The sequence below is a fragment of the Desulfosporosinus sp. FKA genome (assembly GCF_002196785.1).
Lineage (GTDB): Bacteria > Bacillota > Desulfitobacteriia > Desulfitobacteriales > Desulfitobacteriaceae > Desulfosporosinus > Desulfosporosinus acididurans.
On sequence record NZ_NAHZ01000034.1, the window covers coordinates 245846 to 258720 of the forward strand.

The following is a 12875-nucleotide window of genomic DNA, read 5'->3' on the forward strand; positions in this document are numbered from 1 at the left end:
AGCCAGCTCTTTTTTATTTCAGGATATTTCCTTGATCTGACGGATTAATATAAAAGCACCTGTTTTCTTTTGTAGCAAGTGCTAGCCATCCATAAAATCCGTGACATCTTCATCTTATTGTAACAAAAAAGAGAGAACGCATCCCTCCATAAATTCTTGCAATATCTTCTGCCTTATTAAGGCTTTGGAGCGAAGCAAATCCAATACTCTCTCCTCAGACCCCTTAGGTTCAAAAGCGTATCTCACGCCGACAGGTGTAGTAGCACAATTACAGCATATTTTGATAATTGACAGCACCGTAGAGTATTCGCATTATAACAACTTGTCTTTCAAGCTCATTTACAAGGAAAAAAACATATAATTATCAGCCACTAGCTTTCGATATCCTTTATTTCTTAGCGGTTCATCCAATGCAAAACTTCCGGAATACGGAAAATATCTTAGTTTCATTATAGTTCGTTCTATTTTCTCAAGTAAATTGTGTGCAGCACATCAGCAAATAGATTCCCGGAAATATAGCTATATTTGTTCAAGATCTTCGCTTGCTTTAGGCGTGAACTTTAAACTATAACTCTTTTCTTACATATCTTTCCTTCAATTTTGCAAAGACTTCTTCCCCATCTAACAGTGGAACACCTTGGGCAATTTGGTTCTCAGCCTCAGCAAGCTTCTTATAAACTTCAACCAGCGCAAGTTTACGTTCATAAGTTTCCATACTCATAATGACTAAATCCCCATATCCGTTTTTCGTAATAAAAATCGGCTCGTTCTGCTTGTGGCATAATTCAGAAATTTCGTTTGTATTTCGCAGATCAGTTATTGGTCTAATATGTGGCATATCCTCTCACCTCGTCATGTGTGTTGACATTATTATAGCATAATTATGTACATATATTATATGATTCTGGTTCATTAGTATCTGCAATATAATAGATGCATTAAACAGTGCTAATTTTGCCAAGATTGAAGTCAACTATCAAGCTATATAGGGCATATAAACAAGAGGTATTTACGCTAACTTGTTGGTATCCAAAAAGTAATTGGATATCTCTGATTCAGGGAATACTTATACATGCTTCGGTGCCCGCTCCCAATCATGCAAGGAGCGGGCATTAAAAAACGTCTATATGCAATATCATTTATTTGAGTAATTTGGTTCGAAAAACTATTTTACCAGTAGTGAAGAGAGCAGTCCTAAATCCTTACTCTCAAAACAATAAAAAAGAGGTTGAAAACCTCTCTTTTATTGTTTAATCAAATTAATAATCAGTATATGATGAATCCGTATAATAAATATTTCTAATATTGCTAAAAGCAGAGGATTCACTTTGAATTTTTCTAGCAAGTTTTTGATCGACAGTTAATAAACTTATTCCATATTCTTGAACAATTGAAGCAATCATAGAATCTATAGACCCAAATTTCCTTGAATATTTAATTTGTTGTAAGGTACTAGTCTTATTACTTTCTAATATCTCAAGGTAATCTTGCTCAATCATTTCGGCTAGACCTTCAATTGTTTTTTCAGCAGTTTTAATTATATCTTCTTCCGAAATACCACATTTAAAAGCTTCAATAAATTGCTTTAAAGGTTTTTCAGCAAGATGAGATATTTCATTTACCACTCCAGAATGTGTATAAAAAATAATTTCATTAGAATTGTTTAATATATGATTAGTGAACAGTTTATTCACAGTTGAATGCCATGCATCAAATTCATTTAAAAAACCCAATAATACTCCAGTATCTACAAAAATATCTTCTGAAGGTTCAAAACCATGAAACCGATTAAAATTGATTAGTCTCATTTTTACGCAAGTCTCTTATCGTACTTAAACTAGCCTTTCCTGAATATTTACCCATCATTTTCTTTAAACCTTCTTTTTTTGCTGTTGTCAGTCCCCTTTTTTTAATAGGTGCTAATGCTGGCATATTATCATCCCCCTCTTGAAGACCGTCACGTTTATCTTTATCCATATTGTACCATCCTCTGAACAATTTTTGTACCCATAATATGCCCATTTGAGGACATATATACCCAACGAAAGGGTATATGAGGAAATACGTGGGTATTTGCGGCAGGAATTTGACACCTTCAGTTTTTTAACAGCAGATTGATAATTTGGGCGTGAGAGCCAGCTATCAATTCATGCAAGGAGCGTGGCATTTTCATGTATCATACGGGTCCAGGTATTCGCGTAAATGTTTCGCCGCAATTCGCTTATTAACTCCTCATAGTCCGTGTAAGCACCAAATGCCTCCGGGTTTATTTCTCCGGTATAGCGATAACTGACGATACGGTTATCTGTCTCAATTTGCTCCGGCACACATACAACTGAAAGAGGTGTCTGGGCGTTGAGCAGCAAACGGCACACACAATACAAGCCGCACAGTTCTGCCGGATTACCGGCATAAACCCACATACGAGAGCTGCTTTTTTATTAGCTATCGGAACTGGGCTGAGGCAAGGTGAAATACTCGCCTTGAAATGAAAAAATGTTAGTTTTAGAAATTACACCATTACTGTAAAAGAAGCCATTTCAAGGACAAATGCTGAAGGATTAATTTTCAAATCTCCGAAGACAAAAAAATCCAAGCGTACTTTACCAATACCAAAGGAGGTTGCTATTGCCTTACGTTTATGGAGAATCTTGCAGCGGAAATTAAAATCAGTCCCTGGAATAGACTTTCAAGATCAAGGACTAGTTTTCACCACTTCTAACGGAACGGTTATCTATCCAAGAAACTTTACTAGACGATTTTACTCGATAAGACCATGGCAGGATTATCGACTGAAATTAATCCACATGCCCTTCGCCATACCTATGCAACAAGGTTATTAGAAACCGGGGAAAATCTTAAGACGGTTCAAGGACTTATGGGACACGCGGATATATCCACTACATGAAATACCTATGCTCATGTTATGCCGGAAATAAAAAGGAAAGCAGTTAATAATCTCAATGGGCTATTAAGAAGGAAAAACTCTATTAAAGCTATCCACTAAAACTCGTAGAATTAAAGTTTATGCTATTATTATTAAAACAAGATTCATAAAATAAAAAGAGAGGAGCCTAAAAATGTCTATCAGAAGCGCAGCAAAAGCAATTATTATCAATAAAGGCGAGGTATTATTAAATAAATGTTTCGATGAGGATAATGGAGAATATTACACATTACCTGGTGGTGGGCAACATATGTATGAAACACTGCATGAAGCAATAATTAGAGAATGTCTTGAAGAAACGGGATACAATGTTATTCCAAAGAGGTTTGCCGCATTATTTGAAGAAATATATGAAAATCCTAAAACTAGAGAGTTATATCCAGAATATAGTCATAAAATCTATCACATTTTTATTTGTGAATTAGTTGATAACATTACAAAAGGACCTACAGAAATTGATGATATGCAGGTTAGTAGCGAATGGATTAACATACAAAATTTAGATAGCATTCAACTCTTGCCCGATATACTAAATGAAAATATTAGCACAATAATTGAGAGGCAAATTCCAATTTTTCTAGGTTCTGAACATATTCAACATAATCATGGTTAAATCATGAGTGTCATTATGATTTATACGCATTTTACTTGCACTGAAGAAAAACAACCTAGCAGGAATAAATCATGCTGTGGAGGAAAAACAAATACTTTTATTAGTAATAGAAAAAAGCCCCTCAATGCCTGAAGGACTTTTCTAATTACACAACCTTTTGAAATTGCACTACCAATTGCACTACCAGATGATTTCCACTTTATCCGAAAGGCCAAAAGCCTTGATTTTACTGGTCGGAGCGACACGATTTGAACGTGCGACCTCTACCACCCCAAGGTAGCGCTCTACCAAGCTGAGCCACGCCCCGATTGTTTCTCCAAAAGAAGACTTATACAGATTAACATACTAAAGAAAAAAATGCAACCCCAAACTAAACTCATTTTATTCTTTTTTCTATTAAACGAACAATTATCAAGTAATCCGCTCTCTGCCCCTAGGTTTGACCAATTATCTCAATTTTTCGAACCCCAGTGATTTTACCAAGTCCGTTCAAGAGATCTTCAGGGATGTCATCCATTCCTGCTGTTTCCAAGGAAATTGAAACATTGGCAATGCCCTGAAGGGGAATTCCCTGATTGATGGTTAAGACATTTCCTTTTAAGGAAGCAATAAAATTCAAGACATGAGAAAGCACTCCGGCTTTGTTTTCCAAAATCAGAGAAATGGTTAAGATTTTTTCGCGGCTGGCTTCATAAAACGGAAACACGCCGTCTTTATACTTATAGTAGGCGCTTCTGCTTAAACCTACTCGTTCAACTGCTTCATTAATCGTATAGACATCTCCTTTTACCAGGAGTTCCTTTGCCTTTGCAGTCTTCAAAATGGCTTCAGGCAGTATGTCTTTACTAACTATTAAAAAATCGTTCGTCTTGCCAACCACGAAATCTCACCTATCTCTCGATCATCCTAAATACTCAGAATTATTATAAGCTAATTAGTACAAGTTTTGCAAGAACTCAAACTTATTAACGCACCGTCTAAACCTCTTGTCCCGATAGGACAAGAGGTCAATTCTCACAAAAGTCAGCCAGCCATAGAAAACAGGAACGTCAGACACAGCCTTCAGGCGCTCTAACGTTCCTGTTTTGCACTTCAGCATCAACAAATGATAACCGATAAATACCTAATGAATATCCACGTTTTTGGGGTTAGATTCTCGTGGTTAAATAATGATGCAGATCAGCCCGCCGTTGCCATCATTAACTATCCGCTGTAATGTGTCTTGCAGTTTGTGCTGGGCATTTTCCGGCATCTTGTAGAGTTTATTTTGGATTCCTTCCCTGACTAAATCATGCAGTGATTTGCCGAAGATATTAGAACCCCAAACCTTTTTAGGATCGCTTTCAAATTCATCGAGAATGTATTTTACCAGTTCCTCTGCTTGTTTTTCAGTACCAATTAAAGGGGTGATTTCGGTCGTGACATCTGCCCTGATGATATGGAGGGAAGGAGCACTCGCTTTGAGCTTGATGCCATAATGCCCTCCTTGTTTAACAAGTTCAGGTTCTTCCAAGAACATTTCTTCCAATTGGGGAGTTACAACACCATAGCCATTGACCCGAACTTCTTCGATGGCGACGGACATTTTATCCCATTCTCTCTTAGCTTTGCTGTAATCCTGAACAATACGCAGCAAGGAGTGATCTCCTTCGATTTCCAGCCCTGTAAGCTCCTGTAAGACTGATTTGAAGAGGCCCTCGACAGCAGTCATTTCGATATTGGCTACGCCTGTACCCAGATTCATTTCCTTTAAAAGAACATCTTGAGCATACTCGCATTCTGCCAAAGCATCCAAAGCTTGATCAATATCCCGCAAGCGGCGAACACCTTCGATAGCTTTGCGGACGGTATCTTCAAAAGCCGCCCGTACCGGATGGGAACTTTCAAGTTCTTCAACCCATTTCGGCAGATCAATATTAACCTCAGCCACCGGGAACTCATAAAGTACTTCTTCGAGAATCTGAGTGATATCCTCTTGGGTCATATCCAAGCAATTCACTGCGAGAACCGGAATACTGTATTTTTCTTCCAAATCGCGACATAATTCCATGGTATTGTCCGCATAGGGCCGAGTCGTATTCAAAAGTACAACAAAGGGTTTTCCAAGCTGACGAAGCTCGTAGATGACTCTCTCCTCGGCATCTAAGTAAGCTTCCCGGGGAAGATCGGTGATCGAACCATCGGTTGTAATGACAACCCCAATGGTCGCATGGTCGGTAATAACTTTGCGAGTGCCTAATTCCGCTGCCTCCTGGAAAGACATGGGTTCATCGCTCCAAGAGGTCTTCATCATACGTGGTTCTTCTCCATCTTCGGCCTCATAACCTATAGCGCCCTCAACGCCGTAGCCCACACAATCCACTAAACGTACATTCATATGGATGGAGTCTTTGACGACGATTTCCACGGATTCCGAGGGGATAAACTTCGGTTCTGTCGTCGTAATCATTCGACCTGTCCCGCTTTGAGGAAGCTCATCTTTAGCCCGTTCCCGCTCAAAGGCATCTTGAATGTTGGGTAGGACCAGGAGGTCCATGAAACGTTTGATGAAGGTGGACTTACCTGTGCGGACTGGCCCGACGACACCGAGGTAAATATCGCCCCCCGTACGTTCTGCGATATCCCTAAAAATGTCTAGTTTTTCCATTAGAAATTTCCCTCCCTTTTGAGTGCTGTCCCAAAAATTGGGGAAGGGCCTCCACCTTATCTCCCCTTCCACCTCCCTGTAACTCGTGGATACCCGATGACTGGACTAGCACATTAAGCAATATAATTATATTGGGGTTTTTCCGAAAATATGACAGTAGAAAAAAGGGGTTGCGTAAAAACTTAACTCTAAAAATCTAAATTGGGTGCAAATAACCAAAGGCGTTCTCGCTTCACTAGTATATAGTGGAGTGAGAACGCCTTTATCCAATGATCAGACAAACTAAATTGTTTCGCTTACTTAAACCAACTCATTTCTACGACTTCCTCAAGTTCATGCTTCTTCCCGCGCATCATCAAATCTGTAACAGCAATTTTTGGATCAGCGCCTTCGAACAAGACCTTGTAGGCTTGTTGGGTAATCGGCATGGAAATATTCTTTTCCAGACTAAGTTGATAGGCTACTCGAGTATTTCTAACCCCCTCAACAACCATACCTACGTCATGAAGAACAGTATCCAGAGGTTTCCCCTGTCCAAGAGCAACGCCCGCTCGCCGGTTGCGGCTATGTTGGCTCGTACACGTCACAATCAGGTCACCAACACCGGACAGCCCGGCAAAGGTAAGAGGATGCCCGCCCATGGCTACTCCCAAACGAGCAATTTCTGCCAGCCCTCGGGTCATTAAAGCAGCCTTTGTGTTATCCCCAAAACCTAACCCTTCGGCAATGCCTGTACATAAGGCAATGACGTTTTTTAAGGCTCCCCCAAGTTCCACGCCGATGACATCGGGATTGGTATATACTCTGAATTTTGGGGTCATCATTAAATCCTGAACTTTTTCAGCAATCTCAACATCGGAAGCCACCACTACGGTTGTCGGAATATCTCTGCCGACTTCCTCCGCATGACTAGGCCCTGATAAAACGGCAATAGCCTGCTCGGTCAGTTCTTGTTTCAATACTTCCGAAAGACGATTATGTGTTTCTTCTTCCAATCCTTTAGCCGTATTAACCACAATTCCGCCCGGTCTTAAGTTAGGTTTTATAAACTGAGCAGCCTCGCGAATATTGTGGGAGGGGACACTCAAAATCACGAGATCAGCGTTCAGTTCTGTGACATCTGTGGTGGGTGTGAGTCCTGAAGGCAAGACAACTCCCGGTAGATAGCGCACATTTTCACGGAGCTTGCTCATTTGTGCCATTTCATCAGCCTTCCGGCCAATCAATGAGACTTGATGACCCGCTTTGCTCAAGAGAACAGCCAAGGCACTTCCCCAGCTCCCAGCTCCATAAACCGCAACTTTCGACATTAACCTACCTCCTAATTCGATGTTAAATACTCGATATTCGAGGTTCGATTAGGTGGGTCCTGAACGAGTTCACTTCCTAATCAACTCTTCTTATTCCCAAATTTATTTTCAGTCCCGTGTAGAAGCCGTTTGATATTCGAGCGATGAAGAGCTATCACAATTGAAGCCCCAACTAAACCAAAAATCCGATAAGCCAGGGGCTCTCGAAAGAGGAACACTGATATGGCCACTGTAAGGGCCGCAACAATCGATCCCAAGGAAACGTAGCGTGTTGCCCAAACAACGAGAATAAACAACCCGACAGCCAGCAGCATAACCTTGGGCATCAAGACTGTGATAATTCCAAATCCTGCAGCTACTCCTTTACCGCTTGGCCGAAAAGCAAAAAAAGGATTCCAACTATGACCGGCCATAGCCAATAATCCTCCTGCAATGCCGCCCCAGGCACCAAAAGCCCAATAACCCAAAGCCGCCGCTGAAGCTCCTTTCATAAAATCGCCGAACAGCACAGCAATTCCCAATTTTACGCCTAAGAGGCGAAAGGCATTGGTGGTACCAACATTTCCGCTGCCATGCCGCCGGACGTCAATTCCTTTAAGGAGACCTGCGAAATAAGCAAAAGGTATTGCTCCAAGAAAATACGCTAAGATAAATATCAAGTAGCGTAACATCACTTACTCCTTCTCTTCATCTTTTTGACGAATTATAATTCGGATCGGTGTTCCTTCAAATCCGAAATGTTTCCGCATTTGATTCTCTAAATAACGTTTATAAGAAAAATGCATCAATTCCGGATCATTGACAAAGAAAACAAACGTAGGTGGTTTTACACTTGCCTGGGTAAGATAAAGCACCTTTAATCTCCGCCCTTTATCTGTTGGAGGGGGATTGAGATGAAGCCATTCGCGCACCAAAGTGTTTAAGGTCGCAGTTGTTACTCGCGTAGAATTCTGCTCGGTTACAAAATCAACGAGCTCTAATATTTTATGCACACGCTGCCCGGTTTTTGCAGAAATGAACATAGTAGGCGCATATTGCAAAAAACCCAATTCTTCGCGAATCGTCTTTTCAAATTTGTTAATCGTCTTATCGTCTTTTTCCACGAGGTCCCATTTATTGACCACGATAACGATGGCTTTACCGGCATCATGGGCATAGCCTGCTATTTTTTTATCTTGTTCTGTGACACCTTCTGTGGCATCAAGGAGCATAAGAATCACATCGGAACGATCAACGGCATGTAAGGAACGCACGACGCTGTATTGTTCAGTTAGTTCCTCGATACGGCCTTTGCGGCGCATACCGGCAGTATCAATGAGAATATAATGTTTTCCTTCATACTCAAAGGGAGTATCGATAGCATCTCGTGTCGTTCCAGGGATGTTGCTGACGATAACCCGTTCTCTCCCCAGCATATTATTGACTAAGGATGATTTTCCCACATTAGGACGTCCGATAACTGAAATCCGAATAACGTCGGGATCATAATCCTCCCCAGCATTTTCTGGCAAATTGGAAACAACCATATCCAACAGATCACCCATATTCATGCCATGAACCGCTGAAATAGGAATCGCTTCCCCAAGCCCCAAGGCCAGAAAGTCGTAGAGTTGTCCCTCAGCCTTTTCAAAGTCCTCAACTTTATTTGCCGCCAACAACACTGGTTTACCTGAACGCCGCAGAGTACGCGCAATCAAATCGTCATCAGGCGTGGGTGCCAATTGGGCATCTACAACAAAAATTACCACATCAGCCTCTTCCACAGCAATCTCTGCCTGTTTGCGCATCTGTGAAGCGATAGGCGTCCCTTCAGCTTTAAACTCGATCCCTCCGGTATCAATCAAGGCAAACTTACGCCCCAACCACTCAGCATCCCGATAGAGACGATCCCTCGTTACTCCAGGTTTATTTTCGACAATGGCTACAAGCCCTCCGGCTATACGATTAAAAAGAGTTGATTTGCCAACATTAGGACGTCCGACAATTGCTACCACTGGCTTACTCAAACTGTGCCACCCCCAAGCTATATCCAATGACCTGTTCTAAAAACGCTGTTCCATGATTTTCAACAATTTTAGCTCGGCCGTTAACCTTTTCTTCTAACCATTGAACACTGTAATCATCGAGAAAGATCGGCTCATCCGCTTTCAGCATAACCTGGGGAATAAGAAAGTCATCCCCCCCCAAATCACCCAGTTGAAGGGCAATATCTTGAGCAGTCAGTAAACCAGCTACTGTCACCGAGGTTCCGAAAAAGTCATTGCGAATAACATGAACGGTTATCGTCAAACCCCTCACGTGGTCCATTAATTTCCGGGACCATTTCTCAAAAAGCCCCTGGGCCGAAGTTCCGGTGACAAGATGCACATGTCTTTGCGAAATTGAATTTGGCAAATAGGGCCACCCTATTTCCAGTTCTGAAATAAACGTTCGAGCCATACCTACTCCGTTTTCTAATTGGGGAAAATCGTCATAAACTGAAGTTTCAGGAAACTCCCGTCCCGCTAAAACATAAAACTCATCGGCAAAATAAACCAAATGCTGTCCTGTTCGTTTATAAAAATCCTGCTGCCACAGTTCAGCCTGATCCAATATATGAGCTGCTTCTGCGGGAGTAAATCCACGCAGGGGCGTCAAACGTTCCCGATAGCGGGTCAATCCCACGGGAACTACGGCGATCGACTGTATGGACGGATAATGTTCTCCCAGCTTCATAATTGTCTCCGTCAGCACCTCTCCATCGTTGTGCTCAGGAACTAAGACTATTTGGGCATGAATAGCAATGCCCGCCTCCGTTAGACGTTGAATCTGCTGAGGAAGTTTCCCGGCCTGTGGATTCTTCATTAGCTTGACACGTACTTCCGGATTCCAAGCATGAATCGAAATATAGAGCGGGCTAAGATGAAAGTCAATAATCCTCTTGATTTCTTCGTCACTCAAATTCGAAAGAGTAATGAAACTCCCCTGAGTCATGGAAAGCCGATAATCATCATCTTTATCATAAAGTGTAGCCCGCATCCCCTTTGGCATTTGAGCTACAAAGCAAAAGGTACAATTATTACAACAGAGTTTTGTTCCTTCTGAGCTAATAGTTTCCACGTCTATACCTAAAAATTCCCCTGGAGCCTTCTCGATTTCCAATTCCCATTCTTCGCCATTACCTTTTTCGATAAGTAACGTGAATTCCTCATCAGAAATGCCATACTGGAAATCAATAACATCTCTCAATTCCTCACCATTTACAGCCAGAACTCGATCCCCGACCTGAATTTCCATTTCTTCTGCGATACTGCCTGGGCTAACCCCCGCAATCACCAGACCTTTAACCAAACGTTCCATCCTCCTAAGCAATCAGAGCAGGGAATATTATCCCAGTTCTTTACTGCCTTACAGTATACTATATTTAGATTGCACATGCTACCTGAGATCCTGCTCCTTTGAAAGGTCAAAAGTTCCTTCATCACGGGCAGATATTAGACTATCAGAAGCTGGAATTGCCCTTACTTCACGTGAATCAGCCTTCCATTTTAAACCTAAGAGCAAACCCGCCCAAACAGTCAAGAAAAGCGTACCGAAGTTCCAAATAAAAGGGTCCGGTAAATCTACGTGCCTTAGAATCCCCTCATAGACAAATCGTTCTAAGCCTTGATCCCATAGAACGCTCCCAACCAAGGCTAAAACTGTTCCCCAGTACGTTTTCGCGGTTAACCAGGCAACTGACACGAGAGCAAGGGCGAAAAGCCAAGAACTGAAAGGAAGAACTCCAGGATCATTGACAAGGAATAAGGTTTCTATACTTATGACAAAACTTGTTGCAACCAAAGGCCAAACTCTGCGCCGAGCACGTTTCCAAGCATATCCGCCCAAGAAGAGGATAACAGCCAGCCGAGCATAATGGTAATGCCAAACACTTGATGAACTGAGGATTAGCTCAAAAACCTTTCCTCCAAGCCAGATCGCCAATAATTTCAGAAAAAACCAACGTGATCGTTGCTTTTCCACAAAGGTTACAAGGGTTATACCTAAGAGAATCCATTCTCCATAAGGAAAATTCACTGGGAACTCCTCCTCTAATGGGAAAACCTATACTTATTATTCCCACTTAGAAAGAGATTACACCGGGACGTTGGATATACCTGGGTTGTTGCTTTTATTGTTGTTTTGGGATTTTTGGCAATAACGAGTGACGTTTAAAATCATGCCTAGTTCTGTCAAAGTGATAACCAAGGAGCTCCCGCCGTAAGAAATTAAGGGCAAGGTTATTCCGGTAACGGGTAAAACACCTGTTACAACAGAGAGGTTAATTGCTGTCTGAATGGCCAAAGAAGAGATAAGTCCAAAACCTAAAAGACGGCCAAAACGATCCGGACATTTCCGTATAACATAGAAGGCGCGGGCGAAGAGAGATGCAAAAAGAGCAATTAAGAAAAATGTTCCAATAAGCCCCAATTCTTCTCCAACCATAGCAAAAATCATGTCCGTATGGTTTTCAGGAAGAAAACCATATTTCTGCAGACTCCTTCCCAAGCCTACTCCAAACACGCCTCCTGAACCGAAGGATATCTCGGCATTCGTAATTTGATAACCAATGTCGCTGGCATATTTCCACGGATCAAGCCAAACTAAAATTCGCTGCCATTGGTAACCATGAATAAAATACATCAAGGGAATTCCGAGAACAGGAACTGCAGATACAAACCACAGAGTCGGGATCTCTGTCTGCAGCAGCATAACGGCGCTTGTCAAACCCAAGACCATAACCGTTCCAAGGTCCGGCTGTTTGTATACGAGAGCCAAAACCACACCGGTAAGGGGCAAAAGTATTCCTAAAGGCACACGCCAGTCTTTCCCCTTTTTAATTGGATAACGATCCAGAATATGAGCGTAAAAAACTACAAGCGTCAATTTTGTGATTTCTGAAGGCTGAATTCGCAAACCGGCAAATGAGATCCAGCGGGCTGAACCTTTAGCTGCGATCCCTGCTCCTGTAAAGAGAACAGCAACAAGCAGCAATACGCTCACGATAATTCCCAGCCCTGCAAAGCGGCGCCAGAACGTGTAAGGCAATTTGATGGCAATCGCCGCAAAGACGGCGCCAATACAAACCCATTTAAGCTGCTGCAAAACGTAATAATAGGAATTTTGATTGGTATTAAAACCAAGAACCGCTCCGGCACTCAAAACCATAATCAAGCCAAAAGCGAGAAGCACCAGGGTTAAAAATAAAATGGGAAAATCAATAGGTGAAATCGGTTGCCGTTTAACCAGTTTAATCACCTTCCTGTCCTCTTTCTGCCCATATTAGCTGCATGGGGGTTTAGAAGGAAATGACTCCCTGCATTAATGAGCAAGAAGTCA

Annotated in this window: 13 protein-coding genes and 1 tRNA gene; 2 read left to right on the forward strand and 12 right to left on the reverse strand. The window is 41.9% G+C overall.

The features are described from left to right. Window positions 1–565 precede the first annotated feature (565 nt). The 3 genes from B5771_RS22365 to B5771_RS22375 all read right to left on the reverse strand — a co-directional run bounded on the left by B5771_RS22365 (window position 566) and on the right by B5771_RS22375 (window position 1977). Window positions 566–838, reverse strand: a complete 273-nt coding sequence (locus B5771_RS22365) for a type II toxin-antitoxin system Phd/YefM family antitoxin (RefSeq protein WP_088189499.1) — start codon at window positions 836–838, stop codon at window positions 566–568. Between the two features lie 421 nt (window positions 839–1259). Beyond that, window positions 1260–1808, reverse strand: a complete 549-nt coding sequence (locus B5771_RS22370) for a PIN domain-containing protein (RefSeq protein ID WP_088189500.1) — start codon at window positions 1806–1808, stop codon at window positions 1260–1262. Continuing rightward, window positions 1789–1977 (reverse strand): hypothetical protein, encoded by a 189-nt coding sequence (locus B5771_RS22375; RefSeq protein WP_088189501.1) that lies wholly within the window; start codon window positions 1975–1977, stop codon window positions 1789–1791. The genes B5771_RS22370 and B5771_RS22375 overlap by 20 nt, the downstream gene beginning before the upstream one ends. Before the next feature lie 799 nt (window positions 1978–2776). On the opposite strand from B5771_RS22375, the gene B5771_RS22385 reads away from it, so the two are divergent. Beyond that, window positions 2777–2908 (forward strand): tyrosine-type recombinase/integrase, encoded by a 132-nt coding sequence (locus B5771_RS22385; RefSeq protein WP_088189503.1) that lies wholly within the window; start codon window positions 2777–2779, stop codon window positions 2906–2908. A 172-nt stretch (window positions 2909–3080) separates the two neighbouring features. Next, the gene (locus B5771_RS22390; protein WP_088189504.1) at window positions 3081–3560 is read left to right on the forward strand and encodes an NUDIX domain-containing protein; all 480 of its coding nucleotides are present in this window, start codon (window positions 3081–3083) and stop codon (window positions 3558–3560) included. A 230-nt stretch (window positions 3561–3790) separates the two neighbouring features. On the opposite strand, the gene B5771_RS22395 is transcribed toward B5771_RS22390, so the two are convergent. From B5771_RS22395 to ftsW, 9 genes are all read right to left on the reverse strand, one after another. Beyond that, window positions 3791–3867, reverse strand: a tRNA-Pro gene (locus tag B5771_RS22395). Window positions 3868–3993: 126 nt separating this feature from the next. After that, window positions 3994–4440, reverse strand: coding sequence for an ACT domain-containing protein (locus tag B5771_RS22400; protein ID WP_047809256.1), 447 nt, complete (start codon window positions 4438–4440; stop codon window positions 3994–3996). Window positions 4441–4722: 282 nt separating this feature from the next. Next, window positions 4723–6207, reverse strand: coding sequence for a stage IV sporulation protein A (gene spoIVA, locus B5771_RS22405; protein ID WP_088189505.1), 1485 nt, complete (start codon window positions 6205–6207; stop codon window positions 4723–4725). A gap of 296 nt (window positions 6208–6503) precedes the next feature. Continuing rightward, window positions 6504–7517, reverse strand: a complete 1014-nt coding sequence (locus tag B5771_RS22410; protein ID WP_047809254.1) for an NAD(P)H-dependent glycerol-3-phosphate dehydrogenase — start codon at window positions 7515–7517, stop codon at window positions 6504–6506. Between the two features lie 80 nt (window positions 7518–7597). Continuing rightward, window positions 7598–8188: a glycerol-3-phosphate 1-O-acyltransferase PlsY gene (gene plsY / locus B5771_RS22415; protein WP_088189506.1), complete on the reverse strand. Its 591-nt coding sequence runs from the start codon at window positions 8186–8188 to the stop codon at window positions 7598–7600. Between the two features lie 3 nt (window positions 8189–8191). Next, the gene (der, locus tag B5771_RS22420; protein ID WP_088189507.1) at window positions 8192–9523 is read right to left on the reverse strand and encodes a ribosome biogenesis GTPase Der; all 1332 of its coding nucleotides are present in this window, start codon (window positions 9521–9523) and stop codon (window positions 8192–8194) included. Further along, window positions 9516–10847 carry a DUF512 domain-containing protein gene (locus B5771_RS22425; RefSeq protein ID WP_172408348.1) on the reverse strand — a complete coding sequence of 444 codons (1332 nt, stop codon included), beginning with the start codon at window positions 10845–10847 and terminating at the stop codon, window positions 9516–9518. The genes der and B5771_RS22425 overlap by 8 nt, the downstream gene beginning before the upstream one ends. Window positions 10848–10934: 87 nt before the next feature. After that, window positions 10935–11573 carry a hypothetical protein gene (locus tag B5771_RS22430; protein WP_088189509.1) on the reverse strand — a complete coding sequence of 213 codons (639 nt, stop codon included), beginning with the start codon at window positions 11571–11573 and terminating at the stop codon, window positions 10935–10937. A gap of 57 nt (window positions 11574–11630) precedes the next feature. Then, window positions 11631–12785: a putative lipid II flippase FtsW gene (gene ftsW, locus B5771_RS22435; RefSeq protein ID WP_088189727.1), complete on the reverse strand. Its 1155-nt coding sequence runs from the start codon at window positions 12783–12785 to the stop codon at window positions 11631–11633. Window positions 12786–12875: the final 90 nt, after the last annotated feature.